Raw genomic sequence first — 25,353 nt, 5'->3', positions numbered from 1 at the left:
ATTTGCGATCAGTCTGGAGCCTGCCGGTGAACCCTTCCACCGCGCAGGCCAGGGTCATCGTCGACGAACTCGTCCGCAACACCGTTTCGCACGTCGTCCTCTGCCCGGGCTCCCGCAACGCGCCGCTGTCGATCGCGCTGTACGACGCGGCCGCGGCCGGGAAGCTGCAGCTCCACGTCCGCATCGACGAGCGCGGCGCCGCCTTCCTGGCGCTGGGCATCGCCGCCCGCACCGGCCGCCCGGTGGCCGTGCTGTGCACGTCCGGCACCGCGGCCGCGAACTTCCACCCGGCGGTCCTGGAGGCCGACCGGGCCGGCGTCCCGCTGATCGTGCTGACCGCCGACCGGCCGCCCGAGCTGCGCGCGGCCGGCGCGTCGCAGGTCATCGACCAGCACCAGCTCTACGGCGACGCCGTCCGCTACTTCGACGAGCTGGCCGTCGCTGAGCGGCGGGCCGGGCAGAACTCGTACTGGCGCAGCCAGATCTGCCGGGCCTGGAACGCCGCCTACGGCGAGTGGCGCTGCGGGCCGGTGCACCTGAACATCCCGTTCCGCGAGCCGCTCGTGCCGGACCTGGACGACGACGGCGAGTGGTACGAATCCCTCGACGGCCGCCCCGACGGGTCCCGCTGGACCGAGCTGCCGGACTTCGGCGCGCTGCCGTCGTTCGTGGTGCCGTCGGCGCGGCACGGCCTGGTCATCGCGTGTGACACCGGTGTGCAGGCGGCCAGCGAATGGGCCGAGCAGCACGGCTGGCCGGTGATCTCCGAGACCGGCGGGATCGGGCTGTCCGGCGGCACGGCGATCTCGTCCGGCGCGTGGCTGCTGGGCGTCGAGGAGTTCATCTCGAAGCACAAGCCGGAGCAGGTGCTCTGCCTGGGCCGTCCCACGGTGTTCCGGCAGATCCAAAAGGTGATCTCGGACGCCGACGTCGAGGTGCTGCTGGTGCGCCCGGACTCGGACTGGCCGGCGCCCGCGCACAACGTCCGGCAGGTCGGCCAGTGGTTCGACGAGCCGACCAAGCCCGCCGACCCGGAGTGGCTGGCGAGCTGGCGACGGGCCGACGAGGCGGCCGCCTCCGCGGTGGCGTCGACGCTGGCTTCGGAAGCGTGGCCATCGGGGCTGCGCGTGGCGACCGAGCTGGTGGACGCGCTGCCGCCGGACTCGCTGCTGGTCGTCGGCTCGTCCAACCCGACCCGGGACGTCGCGCTGGCCGGCCGGCTGCGCCCGGACGTCCTCGTGCACCGCAACCGCGGCGTCGCGGGCATCGACGGAACGGTGTCAACAGCCATCGGGGCCGCGTACGTGCACCGCGGTCCGTCGTACGCGCTGCTGGGCGACCTGACGTTCCTGCACGACGCGTCGGGGCTGCTGACCGGGCCCGCCGAGCAGCGGCCCGACCTGACGATCGTGGTGCTCAACGACGACGGCGGCGGCATCTTTTCGCTGCTCGAGCAGGGGGCGCCGGAGCACTCGGCGAGCTTCGAGCGGGTGTTCGGCACCCCGCACGGCGCCGACCTGGGCGCGCTGTGCGCGGGCTACCGCGTCCCGCACGTCGTCGCGGAGACGCTGACGGAGTTCCGGGCGGCGCTGGCGCCCGCGCCGGGGCTGCGGGTGGTCGAGGTGCGGGTGGACCGGTCGCGGCACCGCGACCTGCACGCCCGCCTGCGGGCGGCGGTGTCCGCGGCCGTGTCGGCCGCCTGATGTCAACCGCTTTCCGGGCGTAATCCCAGAAAGCAAGAAACCTCCCTTCGGCTGTTCCTGGGGTGTTGTCGGCTGGCTACGTTCGAGCGCGCTGATCCCACTCCTCCTGGAGGAAATCGAATGCGTGCAAGAACGCGTACCGGCCTCGGTGCGCTCGCGGCCGGCGTCGTCTCGGTGCTGCTGGCGGGCACCGCGAGCGCGGCGCCCGCGCCCGGCGCCCCCGGTGCCGGCGACCCGTACTACCCGAACGCGGGCAACGGCGGCACGGACGTGCTGCACTACGACATCCGGCTCACCTACCAGCCCGCGACCGACGTCCTGGCGGGCACGACGACCCTGCTGCTGACCGCGACGCAAGACCTCTCGCGGTTCGACCTGGACTTCGCGCTCAAGGCGTCGAGCGTCCGGGTGAACAACCGGCCGGCCCAGTTCACGAACCAGACCGGCAACGGCGAGCTCGTCATCACGCCGGCGCAGCCGCTGCTCAAGGGCCAGACCGCGACCGTCGTCGTCGCGTACTCGGACACGCCGTCGACCGAGACGGTGGACGGCCTCAACGCGTGGAAGAAGGGCGCTTTCGGCGCGCTCGGCATCGACGAGCCGCAGAGCTCGGCGTGGTGGTTCCCGGCCAACGACCACCCGACCGACAAGGCGACCTACGACGTCTCGATCGAGGCGCCGGACGACAACGCGGCCATCTCCAACGGCACCCTCGTCCGCAAGACGAAGAGCCGCGCGGGCTGGACCCGCTGGCAGTGGCGCAGCACGCACCCGCAGGCCACGTACCTGACGTCGTTCATCGTCGGCAAGTACGAGGTCGTCGAGTCGACCACGCCGGACGGCAAGCCGTTCATCACGGCCTACGGCGCCGACCTGGGCGACTCGCTGTACGCGGCGAAGGCCAGCGTCGAGCGGACGCCGGAGATCGACGAGTTCCTGGCGACCCAGTTCGGCCCGTACCCGTTCGAGGCCGAGGGCGGCGTCGTGACCAGCGGCATCGGCTTCTCCCTGGAGAACCAGACGCGCCCGACGTACGGCGTCCGCAACTTCCGCGCGGGCTCCAACACGACGCTGATCGCGCACGAGAACGCCCACCAGTGGTTCGGCGACAACGTCTCGCTGGGCCGGTGGAGCGACATCTGGCTGAACGAGGGCTTCGCGTCGTACGCGGAGTGGCTGTGGTCGGAGCACGAGGGCGAGGGCACGGTCGCGGAGCTGGCCCAGTACACGTACGACTCGAACCCGGCCGACGGCGACCTGTGGAAGCTGGTCCCGGCCGACCCCGGCGCGGACAACCAGTTCGACAACGCGGTGTACGACCGGGGCGCGCTGACGCTCCAGGCGTTGCGGACGGCGGTCGGTGACCAGGCGTTCTTCGCGATCCTGAAGACGTGGCAGGCCCAGCGGGCGGGCTCGAACGGGCGGATCCTGGACTTCATCGCGCTGGCGGAGAAGATCTCGGGCAAGCCGCTGCACGACCTGTTCCAGACGTGGCTGTACACGGCGGGCAAGCCGGCGGTGGGCCCGAACGGCGCCGCTGCTGCCGTTTCGCGGGTCGCGGCTCCGGCTGTCGCCAAGCCCCGGTCGTTCGACCAGATCCAGGCGAACCACCGGTTCCTCGCCGCCGGGCACGCGGGCTGAGCGGGACCGCTACGCTCGCGGCGTGAGCACGAGAAGTGAGCGGGTGAGGCGCGTCGGGTGGTGGGTCACCCTCGGCGCCGCCTCACTCCTCACGGTGATGTGCGTGTGCCTGCTGTTCGCGGCGATCCGCAACGACAGCGCGATCTCCTCGCAACTGGGCACGGCGACGGCGACCGTGGATTCGGTGGCCTTCGACCGGACGATCATCCACTTCGAGACGCCGGACGGGATCGTGCACAGCCCGGCGAACGGGGTGTTGTACCCGGATGGGCTGGCGGCCGGGCAGCTGGTGCGGATCGAGTACGACGCTTCGGACCCGGAGCTGGCGCGGGTCGCTGGGCGGTCGGCGACGCTGACTTTGCTGCCGTTGGGGAGTTTTGTGTTTTTCACCTGGCTGGTGGCGGGGCCGGTTCTGTGGTGGATCCGGCGGGTGAATCGGCGGGCTGCTGTTGCCGTTTGAGGGGCCTTTTGTGGGTTCCCGCTCCTCGTCTTCGACCCGCCGGTCAGGCTGTGGGCAACCCGATCAACCCGCCGTCTCCTGCCACCAGCCCAGTACCTCGTCCGCCACCCCCGGCGCCGCCACCAGCAGGCCGTCCGTCGGCAGCGCCGTGTCCTCGCCGTGCCGGTCCAGCACCACCGCCCCCGCCTCGATCGCCATCGCCACCGACCCGGCCACGTCCCACTCGTGGTAGCTGTGCAACACCGCCGCCGCCGCGTGGCCCAACGCCACCTGCGCGATCGACAACGCCGCCGAGCCCAGCACCCGTACCCCCGCATGCGCCGCCGCTGCTCGCTCGATGAACCCGCCCATCCCCGGCCATGGACCGCGCCGGGCGAACTCCGTGCACACCAATGCGCCCGCCGTCACGCAGCGGTCCTGCAGCTTCACCGGTTTGCCGTTCGCGCGGGCTCCCCGGCCTCGGGCCGCCGCGTAGATCTGGGCTCGGTACGGGTCCGCCACCACCCCCACCACCGGGCCCGCCGCGTCCACCAGCGCCAGGCTGTACGCGCACCACGGGACTCCGGCCACGTAGTTCGCCGTGCCGTCCACCGAGTCCACCACCCAGCGGTACTCGGCCACGTCCGCGCCGTGGTCGGCGCCGAACTCGTGGCCCACCACCGGGATGCCCGGGAACTCCGCCGTCAGCACTCGTCTGGTGTGGCGCTCCAAAATGCGATCCGTGTCGGTGACCCAGTCGAACGGCGAATCCAGGGTCGACGGGTGGGCGCCGCGGCCGGCGGTCGCGGTGATCACGTCGGTGGCGTCGTTGGCCAGCCGCCCGGCCACTTCGAGCGCCCTCGACAGCAGGCCGGGCTCGACGGGCCGCGGCGGCCGTGAGGACAAGAGGGTCATGCCTGCTTAGTCTGGGCCACCCTGGTTTCCGGCGGACGACCTTGAGATGACATGTCGTAGCCGATCTGTTCCGGCAGCGTTGGCCGCCGTGTCACGCGGTCGCCAGGATCGGGTGCGATCGTCCAGGACGTGCGAGTCGCCATAGTCACCGAAAGTTTCCTGCCCCAGGTGAACGGCGTGACCAACTCCGTCCTGCGGGTCGTCGAGCACCTGCGCGAACGCGCGCACGACGTGCTGATCATCGCTCCCGGCGCCGGCCCGGACTCCTACCGGGGCGCCCCGGTGGTCCGGATCCCCGCGCTCGACGTGCCCGGGGTGAACTCCCTGCCGATCGGGCTGCCCACGCGCACCGTGCTGAACGCGCTCACCGCGTTCGGCCCGGACGTCGTGCACCTGGCCTCGCCGTTCGTGGTCGGCGCGCGCGGGCTCGCCGCGGCGAGACGGCTGCGCGTCCCGTCGATCGCCGTCTACCAGACCGACATCGCCGGGTTCGCGGCCGCGTACGGCTTCGGCATCGCCGCCCGCGCCGCGTGGCGCTGGGTGCGGCGGCTGCACTCGCGCGCCGACCGGACGCTCGCCCCGTCGAGCGACTCGGTCGAGCAGCTCGAGCTGCACGGCGTCCCGCGCGTGCACCGGTGGGCCCGCGGGGTCGACATCGAGCGCTTCTCCCCGGAGCACGCGGACGCGGCGCTGCGGGCCGAGCTGGCGCCGGACGGCGAGCTGCTGGTCGGGTTCGTCGGCAGGCTGGCGCCCGAAAAGGAGGTCGACCGGCTGGCCGCGCTGGCCGGGGTGCCGGGGATCCGCGTGGTCGTCGTCGGCGACGGGCCCGAGCTGCCCGCGCTGAAGGAGCAGCTGCCCGGCGCGGCCTTCCTCGGCGCGAAGTACGGCGAAGAGCTCTCGAAGGCGTACGCGAGCTTCGACGTCTTCGTCCACACCGGCCCGCACGAGACGTTCTGCCAGGCGGTGCAGGAGGCGATGGCGTCCGGCCTGCCGGTGCTCGCGCCGGACGCGGGCGGCCCCAAGGACCTCGTCCTGCCCGGCCGCACCGGCTACCTGCTGCCCGCGGACCGCGAGCTGTTCGGGCCGGCGCTGGTCGCGAAGGTCGACGCGCTGCGCGACGCGGCGTTGCGGGCGAGGCTCGGCGAGAAGGCCCGCAAGGTCGTGCTCGGCCGGACCTGGCCGGCCGTCTGCCGCGAGCTGATGGGCCACTACGAAGCCGTGCAGGGCCGGGCCGCCCGCGCGGCCTGACCATGCACATCGTCCAGCTCGCCAACTTCTACGGGCCGCGCTCGGGCGGGCTGCGCACCGCGCTGCACCACCTCGGCGCCGGGTACGTCGCCAGCGGGCACGAGGTGACGCTGGTGGTGCCCGGCACCCGCTACGCCGACGAGGTCCTGCCGACCGGGGTGCGCCGGTTCTCGCTGCCCGCGCCGAAGCTCCCCGGCACGGGCGGGTACCGCGCGGTCGACCCGCACCGCGTCCGCGCGGTCCTGCGAAGACTCGAGCCCGACCGGCTGGAGGTGTCCGACCGGCTGACGCTGCGGGGCATGGGCGGCTGGGCGCGGCGCCACGGCGTCCCCAGCACGGTCATCTCCCACGAGCGCCTCGACCGGCTGCTGGAGCAGTTCCTCCTGCCCGAACCGGTGGCGCGCCGCGTCGCCGACGCCGCCAACCGGCGGATGGCCGCCAGCTACGACACCGTCGTCTGCACGACGGCGTTCGCGCGCGCGGAGTTCGACCGGATCGCCGCGCCGAACGTCCGCCGCGTGCCGCTCGGTGTCGACTTGGCGACCTTCCGGCCCGCCCGGCGCGACGACGGCTGGCGCACGGACCTGGCCTCCGGCGCGGACGCCCTGCTCGTCCACTGTGGACGGCTGTCGCCGGAGAAGCACGTGGAGCGCAGCGTGGACACCGTCGCTTCGCTGACCGAGGCCGGGGTGAAGGTCCGGCTGGTCGTGGCGGGCGACGGGCCCCGGCGGCGGGCGCTGGAACGCCGGGCGCGGGGGCTGCCGGTGACGTTCCTGGGGTTCCTCTCCGGCCGCGGTGACGTCGCGAGACTGCTGGCCAGCGCCGACGTCTCCCTGGCGCCGGGGCCGCACGAGACGTTCGGGCTGGCCGCGCTGGAAGCCCTCGCCTCGGGGACGCCGGTGGTGGTGTCGGCGTCGTCGGCGCTGCGGGAGATCGTGCGGCCCGGGTGTGGTGCGGCCGTGGACGACTACGCGCCCGCCTTCGCGAAAGCAGTGACCGGGCTCCTGGACAGTCCGGAGGAGGCCCGCCGGGCGGCGGCGCGAGCGCGGGCGGAGGAGTTCACCTGGCCCGCGGCGGTGGCGGGCATGCTGGCGACCTTCCACTGACCCCGCGGGACTAATCTCAGGTCATGTCACGCGCAAGCCTGGACAAGGACCCGCACGAAGTCGCCGCGATGTTCGACGGCGTCGCGTCCGGGTACGACCGGGCGAACTCGTTCATGACCTTCGGCTTCGACCGCCGCTGGCGCACGACGACCGCCCGCGTGCTCGACGCCCGCCGCGGCGAGAAGGTCCTGGACCTCGCCGCCGGCACCGGCGTGTCCACCGTCGAGTACGCCCGCGGGGGCGCCTGGTGCCTGGCCGCGGACTTCTCGTTCGGCATGCTGCACGCCGGGCTGCACCGGAACGTGCCGATGGTTGCGGCCGACGCGCTCAACCTGCCGTTCGCCGACGAGAGCTTCGACGCCGTGACGATCTCCCTCGCGCTGCGCAACTTCGTCGACCCGAAGGCCGCGCTCACCGAGATCGCCCGGGTGGTCAAACCCGGCGGCCGCCTGGTCATCTGCGAGGTCTCGACGCCGCCGTTCGCGCCCATCCGGTTCGTCCACCGGCGGTTCGTCCTCAAGCTGCTGACCTGGGTCGGCAGCCGGACGTCGTCGAACCCGGAGGCGTACAAGTACCTGGCCGAATCCATGCTCACCTGGCCCGACCAGCGCACCCTCGGCGAGATCATCGCGAGCGCCGGGTGGACCGACGTCGAGTGGTTGAACCTCACATTCGGGGTCGTGGCCATCCACCGCGCCCGAAAGCCTGCCTAAACTCGCGACTATGACGCGACGCACCGCAGACCAGGACGCCGAAGTCATCGTCGTCGGCGCCGGACCCGCTGGGTCCACCGTGGCCACCTACCTGGCCCGCGCGGGCGTCGACGTGCTGCTGCTGGAGAAGACCGAGTTCCCCCGCGAGAAGGTCTGCGGCGACGGCCTGACCCCGCGCGGCGTCAAGCAGCTCATCGACCTGGGCATCGACACCAGCGAGGACGCGGGCTGGGTGCACAGCCGCGGCCTGCGGATCCTCACCGGCGACCTCACGCTGGAGCTCGACTGGCCGGACCTGACGAGCTACCCGCCCTACGGCGTTTCCCGCACCCGCCACGACTTCGACGACCTCCTCGCGAAACTCGCGGTCAAGGCGGGCGCGCGGCTGTACGAGCGCACCACCGTCACCAGCGCCATCACCAACCCCAGCGGGCGCGTGGTCGGCGTCGAGGCGAAGGTCGGCCCGGAGAAGACGCCGGTGCACTACCGCGCGCCGCTCGTCCTGGCCTGCGACGGCGTGTCCGCGCGGCTCGCGCTGAGCGCCGGCATCCAGAAGAACGAGAAGCGCCCGATGGGCGTGGCCGTGCGGCAGTACTACAAGAGCCCGCGCCACGACGACCCGTTCATCGAGGGCCACCTGGAGCTGTGGGACAAGTCCGACCCGCGGAACCCGAAGCTGCTGCCCGGCTACGGCTGGGCGTTCCCGCTCGGCGACGGCACGGTCAACGTCGGCCTCGGCATGCTGTCGACGTCGGCCTCCTTCCGGAACACCGACTACCGCGCGCTGCTGCGCCAGTGGCTCGACGGGACGCCGGAGGAGTGGGGCTACCGCGAGGAGAACGCGATCGGCAAGGTGGGCGGCGCGGGGCTGCCGATGGGCTTCAACCGCACCCCGCACTACCGCGACGGCCTCCTGCTGCTCGGCGACGCGGGCGGCATGGTGAGCCCGTTCAACGGCGAAGGCATCTCGGCCGCGATGGAGTCCGCGCAGATCGCCGCGGAGGTCGTCGTGCAAGCGCTTGCGCGCCGCGAAGGGCCTTCGCGGGAGCGGGCGCTGGAGGCGTACCCGCGCGCGGTCGGCGAGCTCATGGGCGGGTACTACGCGCTGGGCAACGTCTTCGCGAAGATCATCGGCAAGCCGAAGATCATGCACGCGTGCACCAAGTACGGGCTGCGCATCAACAAGCTCCTGCCGCTGGTCTACAAGGGCCTGTCCGGCTGCTACGACGCCAAGGGCGGCGACGGCGTCGACCGGCTGATCGCGGCACTGGCGAAGGTCACGCCGAGCCCGCGCTGAGCGGATTTTCGAGAGCCCGGCACGGCTTCCGTGCCGGGCTCTTTCGCGCGCGGACACACGAGTGGCCTAACAAGTTGGCCGTGCGGTCAGTGGGATAGATCACAGGTCAGCGCCCGTTTTGTCCGGCCGAATCGCGATCTTGAAGGTCTTTCGCGCAGGTCGCGCGCGCGGTGTTGCCGACCCGTGACAACGATGGCGGCAGAACTTAGGCGACCCTTATAACACGGGGTACTAGGGACAAGAGTGTGAGTCGCGTCCTAGACTCCCTCCATGCTTTGTGAATCGCTTCACATCCGCGACGAGTGGCTTGTGAACTATTTCACAAGCTACCCCCGGCCCAGCCACGGGCCGTAAGGAGACCCTGACCCTCGGCGGTGTGACCCAGGTCCCTTAGGGTGCCGACGAGGCCCAGCGGTTCCCCACCACAAGCACAACCGCAGCGGCGCGGAAAGGATGGCGAAGACCCCGTGCTGACGTTGCTGACCCGGACCGACACGGTGCAGCTGGCCCAAGAGGCCCCGAGCCTGAAGCCCTACCTGCCCATCGTGATCTTGTTCGTCCTGGCGCTCGGGTTCGCCGTGCTGTCGGTCCTGCTCGGACCGCTCGTCGGCCCCAGCCGGTACAACAAGGCCAAGCTCTCCGCCTACGAATGCGGCATCGAGCCGTCACCGCAGCCGCTCGTCGGCGCCGGGCGGATGCCGGTCGCGTACTACATCACCGCGATGCTGTTCATCCTGTTCGACATCGAGATGGTCTTCCTCTACCCGTTCGCCGTGCAGGCGAACGCGCTGGGCACGTTCGGCCTGGTGGAGATCCTGCTGTTCATCGCGACGGTCGGCTTCGCGTACGCCTACGTGTGGCGGCGCGGCGGCCTGGATTGGAACTAGACCCATGGGCCTGGAAGAAAAACTCCCCAACGGCATCCTGCTGGCCAGCCTCGAAGGCCTCGTCAACTGGGCGCGCAAGAACTCGCTGTGGCCCGCCACCTTCGGCCTCGCCTGCTGCGCGATCGAGATGATGACGGTCGGCGGTTCCCGCTACGACATCGCCCGCTTCGGCATGGAGCGCTTCAGCGCGACGCCGCGGCAGGCCGACCTGATGATCGTCGCCGGCCGGGTCACGCAGAAGATGGCGCCGGTCCTGCGCCAGATCTACGACCAGATGGCCGAACCGCGCTGGGTGCTCGCGATGGGCGTCTGCGCCTCCTCCGGCGGCATGTTCAACAACTACGCCGTGGTCCAGGGCGTCGACCACATCGTGCCGGTCGACATGTACCTGCCCGGCTGCCCGCCGCGGCCGGAGATGCTGCTGGACGCGATCCTCAAGCTGCACGCCAAGATCCAGGACGAGCCGATCAACGCCCGCCGCGCCGCCATCCGCGCCGCGAGCGGGGAGCGCACCGAGCTCGTCGCGTCGTCGATCAAGTACGCGAAGAAGTAGAGCGATGACTGAGAACCCCCAACCCGGCGACGAGCAGTCCAGCGCCGAGCGAGCCGAGACCGGCCTCACGGCCGCGGGACCGGGCGCGGCCGAACCGGTCGTCACCGGCCGCGAACGCCAGGGCATGTTCGGTGTCCACGGCACCGGCGACACCTCCGGCTACGGCGGCGTCCGGCTCCCGGCCTACAGCCCGGCGCCGGCCGAACGCCCGTACGGCGGCTGGTTCGACCAGTTCGCCGACGAGTTCTACGCCGCGCTGGCCGAGCGCAAGATCCCCGCCGAGGCGATCCTGCAGACCACCGTCGACCGCGGCGAGATCACCTTCTACGTCGCCCGCGAGCACCTCCCGGCGATCGCGAAGACGCTGCGCGACGACGGCGGCCTCCGCTTCGAGCTGCTGTCCTCGGTGTCCGGTGTGGACTACGGCGTCGACGTCCCGCAGCGGCTGCACGCGGTCTACCACTTCACGTCGCTGACCTACCGGCGCCGGATCCGCCTCGAGGTCACCCTCGACGTCGAGGACGCGCACGTGCCGTCGCTGGTGGAGACGTACCCGACCGCCGACTGGCAGGAGCGGGAGACCTGGGACATGTTCGGGATCGTCTTCGACGGCCACCCGGCGCTGACCCGGATCCTGATGCCGGACGACTGGGACGGCCACCCCCAGCGCAAGGACTACCCGCTCGGCGGGATCCCGGTCGAATACAAGGGCGCGGAGATCCCGCCGCCGGACCAGCGGAGGTCGTACTCGTGAGCAGCTACGGCCGCCGGTCGCGGACATCCCGGCCAAGTCATAACCAGCGGAGGTCGTACTCGTGAGCACCGAGAACCTGTCCGACGTCACCACCGGGACGGACACGAGCGCGCCGGGGTCCGACAGCACCGACAACGCGAACTACGCCGATTCCCGCGACACCACCGAAGGCCGCGTCTACACGGTCTCCGGCGGCGACTGGGACGACGTCATCGCCGACGCCCAGCACGACGAGCGCATGGTCATCAACATGGGCCCGCAGCACCCGTCGACGCACGGCGTGCTCCGGCTCGTGCTGGAGATGGAGGGCGAGACCGTCACGCAGCTGCGGTCGGTCATCGGCTACCTGCACACCGGCATCGAGAAGAACTGCGAGTACCGGACCTGGACCCAGGGCGTCACCTTCGTGACGCGCATGGACTACCTGGCCCCGCTTTCGACGGAGATGGCGTACTGCCTCGGCGTCGAGAAGCTGCTGCAGATCGAGGCCCCGCGCCGCGCGCAGCTGCTGCGCGTGCTGCTGCTGGAGATCAACCGGATCGGCTCGCACCTGGTCTACATCGCCACCGGCGGCATGGAGCTCGGCGCCACCACCGCGATGACGCTCGGCTTCCGCGAGCGCGAAGAGGTGCTGCACCTGCTGGAGCACCTGACCGGCCTGCGGATGAACCACGCGTTCATCCGGCCCGGCGGCCTCGCGCAGGACATGCCGGCCGACTACCACGAGAAGGTCAGCGAATTCATCAAGACGATGAAGAAGCGCCTTCCGCTGTACGACAAGCTGTTCACCGGCCAGCCGATCTGGCGGAACAGGCTCAAGGGCGTGGGCTACCTGCCGGTCGACGCGTGCCTCGCGCTCGGCGTCACCGGGCCGGTGCTGCGGTCCGCCGGCCTGCCGTGGGACCTGCGCAAGACCGAGCCGTACTCCTGCTACGACGAGTTCGACTTCGACGTGCCGGTGGACAACGGCGCCGACTGCTGGTCGCGCTACCTGATCCGGGTGCACGAGATGCACGAGAGCCTCAAGATCATCGAGCAGTGCCTCGAGAAGCTCGAGCCGGGCCCGGTCATGGTCGAGGACAAGAAGGTGGCGTGGCCCGCGCAGCTGTCCATCGGCAGCGACGGCATGGGCAACTCCCTCGAGCACGTCAAGAAGATCATGGGCCAGTCGATGGAGTCCCTGATCCACCACTTCAAGCTGGTCACCGAGGGCTTCAAGGTGCCGGCCGGGCAGGTGTACACCTCGGTCGAGTCGCCGCGCGGCGAACTGGGCGCGCACCTGGTTTCCGACGGCGGCACCCGGCCGCTGCGGGTCCACGTGCGCGAACCGAGCTTCGTGAACCTGCAGTCGATGCCCGCCATGGCCGAGGGCGGCCTGGTCGCCGACGTGATCGCCGCCATCGCCTCGATCGACCCCGTCATGGGGGGAGTGGACCGATGACCACAGCAGTTCCCGAGCCGGGCCCGAACTACTCCGCGACGACGCACGCCGCGGCCGGCCCGGACACCGACGTCGTCGCCATCGCGCCGGATCCGGCAGTGGCTGCCGGGATCATCACCGAGACTCCGCTGGAAGACATCTTCGACGCGGACATCCACGCGAAGGCGCAGAACCTGATCGAGCGCTACCCGCAGTCCCGCTCGGCGCTGCTGCCGATGCTGCACCTCGTGCAGTCGGTGCAGGGGTACGTCAGCCAGGAAGGCATCGCGTTCTGCGCGAAGCAGCTCGACCTGTCCGACGCCGAGGTCAGCGCGGTCGCGACGTTCTACACGATGTACAAGCGCAAGCCGTGCGGCGAGCACCTCGTGAGCGTCTGCACCAACACGCTGTGCGCGGCCATGGGCGGCGACGCGATCTACAAGCGGCTCCAGACGCACCTCGGTTCCGAGTCGGAACCGCTGGGGCACAACGAGACCGCGGGCACGCCGAACGAGCCGGGCTCGATCACCCTCGAGCACGCCGAGTGCCTCGCGGCCTGCGACCTCGCGCCGGTCATCCAGGTCAACTACGAGTACTTCGACAACCAGACCGAGGACAAGGCCGTCGCGCTGGTCGACGCGCTGCAGGCGGGCAAGAAGCCGGCCCCGACGCGCGGTGCCCCGCTGACGAACTTCAAGGGCGCCGAGCTGCAGCTCGCCGGGTTCTTCCCGGAGGACGAAGCCGCGTACCGCCGGGACGTCGACGGCCCGTCGCAGGCCGTCGAGACGCTGCGGGGCGCGAAGCTCGCGCAGGACCGCGGCTGGGTCGCCCCGGTGGCGTCCGATGTCCCGCTGCCAGAAGTGGAGAAGAAGTAGTGGCTGACCCCATCACTCCGGTCCTCACCAAGCGCTGGCTGTCGCCGAACTCCTGGCAGATCGGGCAGTACGAGGCCCTCGAGGGCTACACCGCCGTCCGCAAGGCGCTGGCCGGGACGCCGGAGCAGCTCGTCCAGCTGGTCAAGGACTCCGGCCTGCGCGGCCGCGGCGGCGCGGGCTTCCCGGCCGGCATCAAGTGGTCCTTCATGCCGCCGAACTTCGACAAGCCGCACTACCTGGTGATCAACGCCGACGAGGGCGAGCCGGGTACCTGCAAGGACATCCCGCTGATGATGGCGGACCCGCACTCGCTCATCGAGGGCTGCATCATCGCCTCCTACGCGATGCGGTCCAACCACTGCTTCATCTACGTCCGCGGGGAAGCGCTCCACTGCATCCGCCGGCTCAACGCGGCCGTGCGCGAAGCCGAAGCGGCGGGCTACCTGGGCGAGAACATCCTCGGCTCCGGCTTCGACCTCAAGATCACCGTCCACGCGGGCGCGGGCGCGTACATCTGCGGCGAGGAAACCGCGCTGCTGGACTCGCTCGAAGGCCGCCGCGGCCAGCCGCGGCTCAAGCCGCCGTTCCCCGCGGCCGCCGGTCTCTACGCCGCGCCGACCACGGTCAACAACGTCGAGACCATCGCGAGCGCGCCGTTCATCGTCAACGGCGGGTCGAGCTGGTTCCGCGAGATGGGCCGCGAGAAGTCGCCCGGCCCGAAGATCTACTCGATCTCCGGCCACGTCGAGAAGCCCGGCCAGTACGAGTGCCCGCTCGGCACCACGCTGCGCGAGCTGCTCGACATGGCGGGCGGCATGAAGGACGGCATCCCGCTCAAGTTCTGGACCCCGGGCGGCTCGTCCACCCCGATGTTCACCGCCGAGCACCTCGACGTCCCCCTGGACTTCGAAGGCGCGGCGGAAGCCGGGTCGATGCTGGGCACCACCGCCGTCCAGGTCTTCAACGAGACCGTGTCGGTGCCGTGGGCCGTGATGAAGTGGACCCAGTTCTACGAGCACGAGTCCTGCGGCAAGTGCACGCCGTGCCGCGAAGGCACGTACTGGCTGGCGCAGATCCTCGAGCGGATGGTCGAGGGCCACGGCACCGAAGAGGACATCGACACCCTCCTCGACGTCTGCGACAACATCCTCGGCCGGTCGTTCTGCGCCCTCGGTGACGGCGCGGTGTCGCCGATCCAGAGCGGCATCAAGTACTTCCGGGACGAGTTCCTCGCCCTGTGTGAGTCGAACAAGCGTGAGCTGGTGGGAGCAGAGGCATGACGATCGCCCCCGACAAGCCCGAGACCACCGAGACGCCGGTCCCCGAAGGCCACGTCAAGCTGGTCATCGACGGCGAAGAGGTCATCGCCCCCAAGGGCGAGCTCCTCATCCGCACGGCCGAACGCCTCGGCACGGTCATCCCGCGGTTCTGCGACCACCCGCTCCTCGACCCGGCGGGCGCCTGCCGCCAGTGCCTGGTCGAGGTCGAGATGGGCGGCCGCCCGATGCCGAAGCCGCAGGCGTCCTGCACGATGACCGTCGCCGACGGCATGGTCGTCAAGACCCAGCTGACGTCGGCGGTCGCGGACAAGGCCCAGCAGGGTGTGATGGAGCTGCTGCTCATCAACCACCCACTGGACTGCCCGATCTGCGACAAGGGCGGCGAGTGCCCGCTGCAGAACCAGGCACTGGCCCACGGCCGCACCGACTCCCGGTTCGTCGACACCAAGCGGACGTTCCCGAAGCCGCTGCCGATCTCGACGCAGGTGCTGCTGGACCGCGAACGCTGCGTGCTCTGCCAGCGCTGCACCCGGTTCTCCCGCGAGATCGCCGGCGACCCGTTCATCGAGCTCCTCGAACGCGGCGCCCACCAGCAGATCGGCACCGCGGAGACGGCGGACGTGCTGGACCTGGCCTCGCGGACGACGTCCGGTCAGCCGTTCCAGTCCTACTTCTCCGGCAACGTCATCCAGATCTGCCCGGTCGGCGCGCTCACCAGCGCGGCCTACCGCTTCCGGTCGCGGCCGTTCGACCTGGTGTCCTCGCCGAGCGTCTGCGAGCACTGCTCGTCCGGCTGCGCCGAGCGCACCGACTTCCGCCGCGGCAAGGTCCAGCGCAAGCTGGCCGGCGACGACCCGGAAGTCAACGAAGAGTGGATCTGCGACAAGGGCCGGTTCGCCTTCCGCTACACCGGCGCCGACGACCGCATCCGCCGCCCGCTGGTCCGGAACAAGACGACCGGTGAGCTGGAAGAGGCGTCCTGGACCGACGCACTGCGTGCGGCGGCGGCGGGCCTGCTCGAAGCCCGCGCAGAAGGCGGCGTCGGCGTCCTGCCCGGTGGCCGGCTGACCGTCGAGGACGCCTACGCGTACTCGAAGTTCGCCCGGGTCGCCCTGCGCACCAACGACGTCGACTTCCGCGCCCGCCCGCACTCGGCCGAGGAACTCGCGTTCATCACCTCGCACGTCGTGGGCGTGACGCCGGAGTCCGGTGTCACCTTCGGCGAGATCGAGCGGGCCCGCACGGTCCTGTGCGTCGCCTTCGAACCCGAGGACGAAGCGCCGATCGTGTTCCTGCGGCTGCGCAAGGCGGCCCGCCGGAACCGCACCCGGGTCGTCCACTTGGGACAGTGGACGACGTCGTCGGTCCGCAAGACGTTCGGCGAACTCCTCGCCTGCGTCCCCGGCCAGGAAGCCGCGGCCGTCGAAGGCATCGCCAAGCACGCGCCGGACCTCGACGAGGCCCTGCGCGGCGAAGGCGCCGTGGTCCTGGTCGGCGAGCGCGCCGCCGCGATCCCCGGCCTGTTCGCCGCGCTGCACGACCTGGTCGAGCGCACCGGCGTCCGGCTCGCGTGGATCCCGCGCCGCGCCGGCGACCGGGGTGCCCTGGAGACCGGCTGCGTGCCGTCGCTCCTGCCCGGCGGCCGCCGGGTCGGCGACGACGCCGCCCGCGTCGCGGTCGAAAACGCCTGGGGCGTCCCGCTCCCGGCCACGCCGGGCCGCGACACGACCGACATCCTGCTGGCCACTTCGGCCCGCGAGCTCGGCGGCCTGGTCGTCGGCGGCGTCGACCCGTACGACCTGCCGGACCCGGACCTCGCGCTGCGCGCGCTGGACAGCGCCGGGTTCGTCGTCAGCCTCGAACTGCGGCACAGCGCGGTGACCGAGCGCGCGGACGTCGTGCTCCCGGTGGCGGCGTCGGACGAGAAGTCCGGCAGCTACCTCAACTGGGAGGGCCGCACCCGCCCGTTCGACACGACCATCGAAGGCACCGGCGCCCTGCCGGACTGCCGGGTGCTCGACACCCTGGCCGTCGAGATGGACGCGGACCTGTTCACGCAGACGCCGGCCGCCGCCCGCGGTGACTTCGAGAAGCTGGGCCAGGCTTCGGCGCTGCGCTGGAGCCACGTCGCCGCCGAGGTCGCGCCGCCCGCGACGCCGGGTGCCGGCCAGGTGGTCCTGTCGACCTGGCGCCAGCTGATCGACAACGGATCGCTGCAGGACGGCGAGCCGCACCTCAAGGGCACGCAGCGCACGCCGGTCGCGCGGCTCTCCGCCAAGACCGCCGAGGGGCTGGGCACGACCGTGCGGGTCAGCACCGAACGCGGTGCGATCACGCTGCCGGTGGAGATCGCCGACCTGCCCGACGGTGTCGTGTGGCTGCCGGGCAACTCGGACGGCTCGGCTGTGTTCAAGACGCTCGGTGCCGGGCACGGCGCCGTCGTGAACCTCGCTGGAGGTGGGCAATGACCCCGCTGCTGACCGAAGCTGCCGTCGGGAGCGTTCCCGACGCGGCGACGCGGGCGGCACTGCTGGCCGACGACCCGTTGTGGCTGATCCTGCTCAAGTGCGTGGTCATCCTGCTGATCGGGCCGATCCTGACGATCTTCCTGATCGTCTGGGAGCGCAAGGCGGTCGGCCGGATGCAGAACCGGCCCGGCCCCAACCGGGTCGGCCCGGGCGGTTACCTGCAGTCCCTGGCGGACGCGATCAAGCTGCCGTTCAAGGAACAGATCATCCCGGACACCGCAGACCGCAAGGTGTACTTCCTCGCCCCGGTCATGTGCGTGGTGCCGTCGCTGATCGCGCTGTCGGCCATCCCGTTCGGCCCGGTGGTGTCGATCTTCGGCGAGCGGACCGTGCTGCAGCTGCTGGACCTCCCGGTCAGCGCGCTGGTGATCCTGGCCTGCTCCTCGATCGGCGTCTACGGCATCGTGCTCGCCGGCTGGTCGTCCGGCTCGCCGTACCCGCTGCTCGGCGGCATGCGCAGCGCGGCGCAGGTGATCTCCTACGAGATCGCGATGGGCCTGTCGATCGTCGCGGTGATCCTGCAGGCCGGTTCGCTGAACCTGGCCGACATCGTCGGCGCGCAGCACAAGGTGTGGTTCCTCTACCTGGTCCCCAGCTTCGTGATCTACCTGATCTCGATGGTCGGCGAGACCAACCGGGCGCCGTTCGACCTTCCGGAGGCCGAATCGGAGCTGGTCGGCGGCTTCCACACCGAGTACAGCTCGATGAAGTTCGCGATGTTCTTCCTCGCCGAGTACGTCAACATGGTGATCGTCTCGGCGTTCGCGACGACGCTGTTCCTCGGCGGCTGGATGGCCCCGTGGCCGCTGTCGCTGATCGGGAACAACGTGCTGAACACCGGCTGGTGGCCGGTGCTGTGGTTCTTCGCGAAGATGTTCATCCTGCTCTTCGGGTTCATCTGGCTGCGCGGCACGCTGCCCCGCCTGCGCTACGACCAGTTCATGCGGCTGGGCTGGAAGGTCCTGGTCCCGCTGAACCTCGTGTGGATCATCATGGTGACCTTCGCGAAGGTCATCGCCTGGAACACCGCGACCATCATCATCGCCGCGGTCGCCATCTTCATCGTCGTCGCGCTGTTCTTCTACGTCCGCGCGTCGGGCCGGGAAGAGGAGAGCGAGTCCATCCCGGTGACCGGCGGCGGCTTCCCGGTTCCGCCGCTGGACCTCAAGGTTCCGCAGACCACCCCGCGTCAGAAGGCTTTGGCCAAGGCCGAGGCGAAGGCGGCCCGCCGCAAGCCGGCGGCCGTCGGTACCGCAAAGGAAGGAGCGCAAGATGGGGTTTCTTGATCCCGTCAAGGGCTTCGGCGTCACCTTCGGGATGATGTTCAAGAAGGTCGCCACCGAGGAGTACCCGGAGGCCGGCGCGCCGGCCGCACCGCGGTACCACGGACGGCACCAGCTGAACCGCCACCCGGACGGCCTCGAGAAGTGCGTCGGCTGCGAGCTGTGCGCGTGGGCGTGCCCGGCGGACGCGATCTTCGTCGAGGGCGGTGACAACACCGAGGAAGCCCGGTACTCGCCGGGCGAGCGGTACGGCGCGGACTACCAGATCAACTACCTGCGCTGCATCGGCTGCGGCCTCTGCATTGAGGCGTGCCCGACCCGGTCGCTGACAATGATCAACTTCTACGAGCTGGCCGACGACGATCGCCAGCGGCTGATCTACACGAAGGAGGACCTGCTCGCCCCGCTGCTGCCCGGCATGGAGCAGCCGCCGCACCCGATGCGGCTGGGGGAGAACGAGCAGGACTACTACGTGAACGGTCCCGAGCTGGCACGCGGGGAGGGCGTCAAGTGATCGCCGCAGTCCTGGCCGCCGCGCCCGACGCGTCGGCGGGTGTCTCCACCGGGGAGGCCATCGCGTTCTGGGTGCTCGGGCCGCTGTCCCTGCTCGGCGCGCTCGGCATGATCTTCTCCCGCAACGCCGTCCACTCGGCGCTGTGGCTGGTCCTGACGATGTTGAGCCTGGGCGCGCTGTACATGATCCAGTCGGCGCCGTTCCTCGGCTTCACGCAGATCATCGTCTACACCGGCGCGATCATGATGCTGTTCCTGTTCGTGCTGATGCTGGTCGGCCGCGAAAGCTCCGACTCCGTCGTCGAAGTCCTGCGTGGACAGCGGCTCGCCGCGACGGTGCTCGGGATCGGGATGGCCGCGCTGCTGGCCACCGGCATCTACCGGGCGCTGGAGAACGTCACCCCGGCCACGCCGCTCGACTCGACGACGTCGGCCGGCGGCGGCCCCAAGGGCCTCGGCAAGCTGATCTTCACCGACTACCTGTTCCCGTTCGAGCTGACGTCGGCGCTGCTCATCACCGCCGCGATCGGTGCGATGGTGCTGGCCTTCACCGACCGCCACGCCAAGGGCGGGAAGCTCACGCAGAAGGAGCTCGTGCTGCTGCGCTTCCGCGGCGAGCACGACCGGCCGTCGCCGCTGCCCGGCCCGGGTGTCTTCGCCACCGCCAACTCGGTGGCCACCCCGGCGCTGCTGCCGGACGGCTCGGTCGCCCCGGAGTCGCTGTCGGCGATCATCGAGTCCACCTCGGCGATCGAGCTGGCGAAGGAACGCAAGCTCGTCGCCGACGAGGGCCCGAAGCCGGACGCGCACGCGCTGGTCGGTTCCGAAGGCACTTCGGAAGGGGAGAAGGAATGACCCCGACGTACTACCTGCTGCTGTCGGCGCTGCTGTTCGCGCTCGGCGCGGTCGGCGTGCTGGTGCGGCGCAACGCGATCGTCGTGTTCATGTGCATCGAGCTGATGCTCAACGCGGTGAACCTGTCGCTGGTCACCTTCGCCCGGATCAACGGCGGGCTCGACGGCCAGATCATGGCGTTCTTCGTCATGGTCGTCGCGGCCGCCGAGGTCGTGGTCGGCCTGGCGATCATCATGGCCATCTTCCGCACCCGGCGCTCGGCCTCGGTCGACGACACCAACCTGCTGAAGTACTAGGAGACACCGAGTGACCGCATCATCGTGGCTGCTGGTGGCCCTTCCTGGCCTCGGCGCCCTGATCCTGCTGCTGGCGGGGAAGCGCGCCAAGGCGTGGGGGCATCTGCTCGGCTGTGCCACCGTCACCCTGGCTTTCATCTACGGGCTGATCCTGTTCTTCAGCGCCGACACCGGCACCACGACCGACACGAAGGTCTACTCGTGGATCCCGGTCGGCCAGCTGCAGATCGACTTCGGGCTGCGGATCGACGCGCTGTCGCTGACGTTCGTGCTGCTCATCACCGGCGTCGGCATGCTGATCCACTACTACTCGATCGGCTACATGGCCGACGACGAGGGCCGGTACCGCTTCTTCGCGTACCTCAACCTCTTCGTCGCGTCGATGCTGATCCTGGTGCTGGGCAACAGCTTCGTGACGCTGTACCTCGGCTGGGAGGGCGTGGGTCTCGCGTCCTACCTGCTCATCGGCTGGTACCAGGGCCGCCCGTCCGCCGCCACCGCGGCGAAGAAGGCGTTCCTGATGAACCGCGTCGGTGACGTCGGGCTCGCGCTGGCGATCTTCATCATGTTCAAGTACGCGGGCTCGACCGGCTACGCCGAAGTCTTCAAGGCGGTCGGCGACGGCAAGTTCTCCACCGGCGCGATCACCGCGATGGCGATCCTGCTCCTGCTGGGCGCCTGCGGTAAGTCCGGCCAGTTCCCGCTGCAGGCGTGGCTCCCGGACGCGATGGAGGGCCCGACCCCGGTGTCGGCCCTGATCCACGCGGCAACGATGGTCACGGCCGGTGTCTACCTGGTGGCCCGCTCCAAGGACATCTTCAACGCCACCGAAGACGGCCGCCTGATCGTCACCCTGGTCGGCACGGTGACCCTGTTGCTGGGGTGCATCATCGGGTGCGCGTACGACGACATCAAGAAGGTCCTCGCGTACTCGACGGTCAGCCAGATCGGCTACATGATGCTCGCCGTCGGCCTCGGGCCGATCGCGTACGCGCTGGGCATCATGCACCTGGTCGCGCACGGCTTCTTCAAGGCCGGGCTGTTCCTCGGGGCCGGGTCGGTGATGCACGGCATGAACGACGAGGTCGACATGCGGAAGTTCGGCGGCCTGCGCAAGCACATGCCGATCACCTTCATCACCTTCGGCCTCGGCTACCTGGCCCTGATCGGCATCCCGCCGCTGTCGGGCTTCTTCACCAAGGACGCGATCATCGAAGCGGCGTTCGGCCAGGGCGGCTGGCGCGGCTGGGTGATGGGCGGCGCGGCCCTGCTCGGCGCCGGGCTCACCGCGTTCTACATGACCCGCCTGATGGTGATGACGTTCTTCGGCAAGGAACGCTGGAAGGACCTCAAGAGCACCGACGGCCACGACTTCCACCCGCACGAGTCCAAGGCGGTCATGTGGGTCCCGATGGCGGTGCTGGCCGTCGGCTCGGTCGGCGCCGGTGCGTTCTTCGCCCTCGGTGACCGCTTCGCCCACTGGCTGACCCCGTCGGTCGGCGAGCTGGAGGAGGCGCACAACTCGCCGCTCGACGCCTCGGTGATCTCCATCGGTGCGATCGTGTTCTCGCTGCTGGGCGTGGCGATCGCGTACCTGATCTTCCGCCGGGACGTCCCGGTCGAGCGGCCGGAGCGGGTTTCGTTCGTCACCCGCGCGGCTCGCAAGGACCTGTACGGCAACGCCCTCAACGAGACGCTGGTCGCCCGCCCGGGCACCTGGCTCGCGCGGGCGCTGGTGTTCGTCGACAACCGCGGCGTCGACGGCGCGGTCAACGGCCTGGCCGCCGGCCTCGGCGGCGGGTCCGGCCGGCTGCGGCGGCTGCAGACCGGGTTCGTCCGGTCGTACGCGCTGTCGATGCTGGGCGGCACGTTCCTGCTTCTGGCGGCTCTCCTGCTGGTGAGGTTCTCCTGATGACCTGGTTGCTCATCCTCATCCTGGTGCCGCTCGCCGGCTCCCTGGTGCTGGCGTTCCTCAAGGGGAACGACCGCGCCGCGGTGCTGGCCGCGCTCGGGTTCTCCGTCCTCGAGTTCCTGCTGGTGATCCCGTTCTGGCTCAGTTACAACGCATCCGGGCCCCGGCTCCAGATGACGTCGAGCTTCGACTGGATCCCCAGCTTCGGCGTGCACATCGCGTTCGGCACCGACGGCATCGCGCTGATCATGATCGCGGTGATCGCGCTGCTGGTGCCGATCGTCGTCGGCGGGCTCGGCACGATGGACAAGCTCCCGGCGGGGCGCAGCGCGGGCGGGTTCCTGTCGCTGATCCTGCTGCAGGAGGCGCTGACGATCGGCGTGTTCGCCGCGACCGACGTCTTCCTGTTCTACGTGCTGTTCGAGATCATGCTGATCCCGATGTACTTCCTCATCGGCGGCTACGGCGGCGCGAACCGGCAGTACGCGGCGGTGAAGTTCTTCCTGTACTCGTTCCTCGGCGGCCTGATCATGCTGGCGTCGGCGATCGGGGCGTACTCGCTGGCGTCGGACAAGCTCGGCAAGGGCACGTTCGACTGGGCCACGCTGGTGACGGTGGTGCGCGACGCGCCGCTGTCCACGCAGATCTGGCTGTTCCTCGGGTTCTTCCTGGCCTTCGCGATCAAGGCGCCGCTGGTGCCGTTCCACACCTGGCTGCCGGACGCGGCGGGGGAGGCGCCGATCGGCGTCGCCGTCCTGCTGGTCGGCGTGCTGGACAAGGTCGGCACGTTCGGGTTCCTGCGCTACTGCCTGCCGATGTTCCCGGAAGCGAGCAAGACCCTGGCGCCGCTGGTCCTGGTGCTCTCGGTGATCGGTGTCCTTTATGGATCGATCCTCGCGGCGGGGCAGCGCGACATGAAGCGGTTCATCGCCTACGTGTCGATCGCCCACTTCGGGTTCATCTCGCTGGGCATCTTCTCGTTCAACGAGCAGGCGATGGTCGGCTCGGCGACGTACATGCTCAACCACAGCCTGGCGACCGGCATGCTGATCGTGGTGATCGGCCTGGTCGTCGCGCGCGGCGGGTCGACGCGGATCTCCGACTACGGCGGCATGGCGAAGGTGACGCCGTTGCTGGCCGGGCTGTTCCTGCTCGCCGGTCTGTCCACTTTGTCCCTGCCGGGCACCAACTCGTTCGTTTCCGAGTTCCTCGTGCTCATCGGGTCCTTTGTGGACCAGCCGGTGTACACGATCCTCGCCACGGTGGGCATGGTGCTGGCCGCGGCGTACGTCCTGTGGCTCTACCAGCGGGTCTTCCAGGGCCCGGTCCGCGGTGACGCGCTCGTGGGCGTCGGCGGGGGGCCGGGCACGGCGATCGCGCCGGAGCTGGGCGCGAAGAAGGCCATCCGCGACCTCGGCGGTAAGGAGATCGCGATCCTCGCGCCGCTGGTCGTGCTGATCATCGTTCTCGGCTTCTACCCGAAGCCGGTGCTCGACACAGTCACCCCGACGGTGCAGCAGACGCTGTCCGCGGTCCAGGGAGGCAAGTAGAAGTGCTCGACATCCTCCTGACCCAGGCACCGGAACCGCCGGTGCAGGTGCCGTCGGTCGACTACCCGGCGGTGCTGCCGGTGCTGATCGTGTTCGGCGCGGCGTGCGTCAGCGTGCTGGTCGAGGCGTTCGCGGCGAAGCGCTCGCGGTTCGGCATCCAGGTGGGCCTGAGCCTGGCGTCGATCGTCGCGGCGGGCGTCAGCCTGATCATCTACGCGACGGGCAGCGCGCCCGCGGGCGGCGTGACGACGTTCAGCGGCGCGATCTCGATCGACCGGCCGGCGCTGTTCCTCTGGGGCACGCTGCTGGCGCTGGCGGTCGGCGCGGTGCTGCTGATCTCCGACCGCGTGGTCGAGCCGGGCGGCGCGCTGGTCGCCCAGGCGGGCATCCGCCCGGGCACGGTCCAGGACCGCGCCCAGACGGCGACGGTGATGCAGACCGAGGTGTTCCCGCTGACGCTGTTCGCGCTCGGCGGCATGATGGCGTTCACCGCGGCGAACGACCTGCTGACGATGTTCATCGCGCTGGAAGTGCTGTCGCTGCCGCTGTACCTGATGTGCGGCCTGGCCCGGCGTCGTCGCCTGCTGTCCCAGGAAGCGGCGGTCAAGTACTTCCTGCTGGGCGCGTTCTCGTCGGCGTTCTTCCTGTACGGCCTGGCGCTGCTGTACGGCTACGCGAACTCGGTGAAGCTGGGCGAAATCGCCGCGGCGGCGGCCGGTTCGGACCGGTCGGACACGCTGCTGTTCGCCGGCCTGGGCCTCCTGGTGGTCGGCTTGCTGTTCAAGGGTTCGGTGGGCCCGTTCCACACGTGGACCCCGGACGTGTACCAGGGAGCCCCGACCCCGGTGACGGCGTTCATGGCGGCGTGCACGAAGGTGGCGGCGTTCGGCGGCATTCTGCGGGTGCTGTCGGTGGCGTTCTCATCGACGTCGTGGGAGTGGCGTGGGGTCCTGTGGGCCGTGGCGATCATCTCGATGGTGATCGGCGCGGTGCTGGGCCTGACGCAGACGGACGTCAAGCGCATGGTGGCGTATTCGTCGATCGCCCACGCGGGCTTCCTGCTGGTGGGCGCGATCGCGATGACCCGCGACGGGCTGTCCAGCACGCTGTTTTATCTTCTGGCGTACGGCTTCACGACGCTGGCGGCGTTCGGCGTGATCAGCCTGGTCCGTGATTCTTCGGGCGAGGCAACGCACCTGTCGGCGTGGGCGGGGCTGGCGAAGCGTTCCCCGTTGTTGGCGGGGGTGTTCACGTTCCTGCTGCTGGCTTTGGCGGGTATCCCGTTGACATCGGGTTTCGTGGGCAAGTTCGTGGTGTTCTCGGCGGCGTTGTCGGACGGAATGGCCCCGCTGGTGGTGGTGGCCCTGGTGTTCAGCGCGGTGGCGGCGTTCTTTTATCTCAGGGTGATCGTGTTGATGTACTTCTCGGAGCCGGCGGCCGACGGACCATCGGTATCGGTCCCGGGCTTCGGCACGGGAACGGCGATCTTCCTGGGCACGGCGGTGACGCTGGTGCTGGGCCTGGTCCCGGCGTTCGCCCTGTCATGGGCAGGTGCCGGCGGCTTCGCGTTCTGATTCGGTTTGTT

22 protein-coding genes are annotated in these 25,353 nt (G+C 70.2%); 21 read left to right on the top strand and 1 reads right to left on the bottom strand.

All coding sequences use genetic code 11. From position 1 onward, the window contains the following. Positions 1-26 precede the first annotated feature (26 nt). From menD to OO60_RS14740, 3 genes are all read left to right on the top strand, one after another. Positions 27-1,703, top strand: coding sequence for a 2-succinyl-5-enolpyruvyl-6-hydroxy-3-cyclohexene-1-carboxylic-acid synthase (gene menD / locus OO60_RS14750; protein ID WP_003081877.1), 1,677 nt, complete (start codon positions 27-29; stop codon positions 1,701-1,703). 120 nt (positions 1,704-1,823) lie between these two features. Next, positions 1,824-3,344 (top strand): M1 family metallopeptidase, encoded by a 1,521-nt coding sequence (locus OO60_RS14745; RefSeq protein ID WP_003081875.1) that lies wholly within the window; start codon positions 1,824-1,826, stop codon positions 3,342-3,344. Between the two features lie 22 nt (positions 3,345-3,366). Then, positions 3,367-3,804, top strand: coding sequence for a DUF3592 domain-containing protein (locus OO60_RS14740; protein ID WP_033261468.1), 438 nt, complete (start codon positions 3,367-3,369; stop codon positions 3,802-3,804). Between the two features lie 63 nt (positions 3,805-3,867). Here OO60_RS14740 and OO60_RS14735 read toward each other — a convergent pair whose 3' ends face one another. Then, positions 3,868-4,698, bottom strand: a complete 831-nt coding sequence (locus tag OO60_RS14735) for an inositol monophosphatase family protein (RefSeq protein WP_003081871.1) — start codon at positions 4,696-4,698, stop codon at positions 3,868-3,870. A gap of 177 nt (positions 4,699-4,875) precedes the next feature. On the opposite strand from OO60_RS14735, the gene OO60_RS14730 reads away from it, so the two are divergent. The 18 genes from OO60_RS14730 to nuoN all read left to right on the top strand — a co-directional run bounded on the left by OO60_RS14730 (position 4,876) and on the right by nuoN (position 25,342). Further along, a complete protein-coding gene (locus tag OO60_RS14730; protein WP_276204574.1) occupies positions 4,876-5,946 on the top strand; it encodes a glycosyltransferase family 4 protein in 1,071 nt (356 codons plus the stop codon). 2 nt (positions 5,947-5,948) lie between these two features. Beyond that, positions 5,949-7,052 carry a glycosyltransferase gene (locus tag OO60_RS14725; protein ID WP_003081867.1) on the top strand — a complete coding sequence of 368 codons (1,104 nt, stop codon included), beginning with the start codon at positions 5,949-5,951 and terminating at the stop codon, positions 7,050-7,052. A gap of 23 nt (positions 7,053-7,075) precedes the next feature. Next, positions 7,076-7,765, top strand: a complete 690-nt coding sequence (locus tag OO60_RS14720; protein ID WP_003081865.1) for a class I SAM-dependent methyltransferase — start codon at positions 7,076-7,078, stop codon at positions 7,763-7,765. Between the two features lie 10 nt (positions 7,766-7,775). Further along, positions 7,776-9,062, top strand: a complete 1,287-nt coding sequence (locus OO60_RS14715) for a geranylgeranyl reductase family protein (RefSeq protein WP_003081863.1) — start codon at positions 7,776-7,778, stop codon at positions 9,060-9,062. 467 nt (positions 9,063-9,529) lie between these two features. After that, on the top strand, positions 9,530-9,949 hold the full coding sequence (locus tag OO60_RS14710; RefSeq protein ID WP_003081861.1) for an NADH-quinone oxidoreductase subunit A: 420 nt from the start codon (positions 9,530-9,532) through the stop codon (positions 9,947-9,949). A gap of 4 nt (positions 9,950-9,953) precedes the next feature. After that, the gene (locus OO60_RS14705; RefSeq protein WP_003081859.1) at positions 9,954-10,502 is read left to right on the top strand and encodes a NuoB/complex I 20 kDa subunit family protein; all 549 of its coding nucleotides are present in this window, start codon (positions 9,954-9,956) and stop codon (positions 10,500-10,502) included. Between the two features lie 4 nt (positions 10,503-10,506). Beyond that, positions 10,507-11,256 (top strand): NADH-quinone oxidoreductase subunit C, encoded by a 750-nt coding sequence (locus OO60_RS14700; protein WP_003081857.1) that lies wholly within the window; start codon positions 10,507-10,509, stop codon positions 11,254-11,256. Between the two features lie 61 nt (positions 11,257-11,317). Then, positions 11,318-12,697, top strand: a complete 1,380-nt coding sequence (locus OO60_RS14695; RefSeq protein ID WP_003081856.1) for an NADH-quinone oxidoreductase subunit D — start codon at positions 11,318-11,320, stop codon at positions 12,695-12,697. Next, complete coding sequence (gene nuoE / locus OO60_RS14690) at positions 12,694-13,551, top strand: NADH-quinone oxidoreductase subunit NuoE (protein WP_003081854.1); 858 nt, start codon at positions 12,694-12,696, stop codon at positions 13,549-13,551. The genes OO60_RS14695 and nuoE overlap by 4 nt, the downstream gene beginning before the upstream one ends. Further along, on the top strand, positions 13,551-14,831 hold the full coding sequence (gene nuoF, locus OO60_RS14685; protein WP_003081852.1) for an NADH-quinone oxidoreductase subunit NuoF: 1,281 nt from the start codon (positions 13,551-13,553) through the stop codon (positions 14,829-14,831). The genes nuoE and nuoF overlap by 1 nt, the downstream gene beginning before the upstream one ends. Further along, positions 14,828-17,299 (top strand): NADH-quinone oxidoreductase subunit G, encoded by a 2,472-nt coding sequence (locus tag OO60_RS14680; protein WP_003081850.1) that lies wholly within the window; start codon positions 14,828-14,830, stop codon positions 17,297-17,299. Before nuoF ends, OO60_RS14680 begins: the two co-directional genes overlap by 4 nt. Then, a complete protein-coding gene (gene nuoH, locus OO60_RS14675) occupies positions 17,296-18,645 on the top strand; it encodes an NADH-quinone oxidoreductase subunit NuoH (RefSeq protein WP_003081848.1) in 1,350 nt (449 codons plus the stop codon). The genes OO60_RS14680 and nuoH overlap by 4 nt, the downstream gene beginning before the upstream one ends. Further along, positions 18,632-19,156, top strand: coding sequence for an NADH-quinone oxidoreductase subunit NuoI (gene nuoI / locus OO60_RS14670; RefSeq protein WP_003081846.1), 525 nt, complete (start codon positions 18,632-18,634; stop codon positions 19,154-19,156). The genes nuoH and nuoI overlap by 14 nt, the downstream gene beginning before the upstream one ends. Then, entirely contained in the window at positions 19,153-20,010 is an 858-nt protein-coding gene (locus OO60_RS14665) for an NADH-quinone oxidoreductase subunit J (protein WP_003081844.1), read from the top strand. The genes nuoI and OO60_RS14665 overlap by 4 nt, the downstream gene beginning before the upstream one ends. Beyond that, positions 20,007-20,306 (top strand): NADH-quinone oxidoreductase subunit NuoK, encoded by a 300-nt coding sequence (nuoK, locus tag OO60_RS14660; protein ID WP_003081840.1) that lies wholly within the window; start codon positions 20,007-20,009, stop codon positions 20,304-20,306. The genes OO60_RS14665 and nuoK overlap by 4 nt, the downstream gene beginning before the upstream one ends. A 10-nt stretch (positions 20,307-20,316) precedes the next feature. Next, positions 20,317-22,218 carry an NADH-quinone oxidoreductase subunit L gene (gene nuoL / locus OO60_RS14655; protein WP_003081831.1) on the top strand — a complete coding sequence of 634 codons (1,902 nt, stop codon included), beginning with the start codon at positions 20,317-20,319 and terminating at the stop codon, positions 22,216-22,218. Further along, positions 22,218-23,768 (top strand): NADH-quinone oxidoreductase subunit M, encoded by a 1,551-nt coding sequence (locus OO60_RS14650; RefSeq protein WP_003081827.1) that lies wholly within the window; start codon positions 22,218-22,220, stop codon positions 23,766-23,768. The genes nuoL and OO60_RS14650 overlap by 1 nt, the downstream gene beginning before the upstream one ends. A 2-nt stretch (positions 23,769-23,770) precedes the next feature. After that, complete coding sequence (gene nuoN / locus OO60_RS14645) at positions 23,771-25,342, top strand: NADH-quinone oxidoreductase subunit NuoN (RefSeq protein ID WP_003081820.1); 1,572 nt, start codon at positions 23,771-23,773, stop codon at positions 25,340-25,342. Positions 25,343-25,353: the final 11 nt, after the last annotated feature.

The organism is Amycolatopsis vancoresmycina, from assembly GCF_000716785.1.
Lineage (GTDB): Bacteria > Actinomycetota > Actinomycetes > Mycobacteriales > Pseudonocardiaceae > Amycolatopsis > Amycolatopsis vancoresmycina.
The sequence above is the reverse complement of the archived record's forward strand: the minus strand, read 5'-3'. Positions and strand labels throughout refer to the sequence as shown.

Coding starts and splice junctions, on each gene's coding strand:
- OO60_RS14745 (WP_003081875.1), top strand. CDS start 1,824: ATGCGTGCAAGAACGCGTACCGGCCTCGGTGCGCTCGCGGCCGGCGTC.
- OO60_RS14735 (WP_003081871.1), bottom strand. CDS start 4,698: ATGACCCTCTTGTCCTCACGGCCGCCGCGGCCCGTCGAGCCCGGCCTG.
- OO60_RS14725 (WP_003081867.1), top strand. CDS start 5,949: ATGCACATCGTCCAGCTCGCCAACTTCTACGGGCCGCGCTCGGGCGGG.
- OO60_RS14720 (WP_003081865.1), top strand. CDS start 7,076: ATGTCACGCGCAAGCCTGGACAAGGACCCGCACGAAGTCGCCGCGATG.
- OO60_RS14715 (WP_003081863.1), top strand. CDS start 7,776: ATGACGCGACGCACCGCAGACCAGGACGCCGAAGTCATCGTCGTCGGC.
- OO60_RS14705 (WP_003081859.1), top strand. CDS start 9,954: ATGGGCCTGGAAGAAAAACTCCCCAACGGCATCCTGCTGGCCAGCCTC.
- OO60_RS14700 (WP_003081857.1), top strand. CDS start 10,507: ATGACTGAGAACCCCCAACCCGGCGACGAGCAGTCCAGCGCCGAGCGA.
- nuoE (WP_003081854.1), top strand. CDS start 12,694: ATGACCACAGCAGTTCCCGAGCCGGGCCCGAACTACTCCGCGACGACG.
- OO60_RS14680 (WP_003081850.1), top strand. CDS start 14,828: ATGACGATCGCCCCCGACAAGCCCGAGACCACCGAGACGCCGGTCCCC.
- nuoH (WP_003081848.1), top strand. CDS start 17,296: ATGACCCCGCTGCTGACCGAAGCTGCCGTCGGGAGCGTTCCCGACGCG.
- nuoI (WP_003081846.1), top strand. CDS start 18,632: ATGGGGTTTCTTGATCCCGTCAAGGGCTTCGGCGTCACCTTCGGGATG.
- nuoK (WP_003081840.1), top strand. CDS start 20,007: ATGACCCCGACGTACTACCTGCTGCTGTCGGCGCTGCTGTTCGCGCTC.
- OO60_RS14650 (WP_003081827.1), top strand. CDS start 22,218: ATGACCTGGTTGCTCATCCTCATCCTGGTGCCGCTCGCCGGCTCCCTG.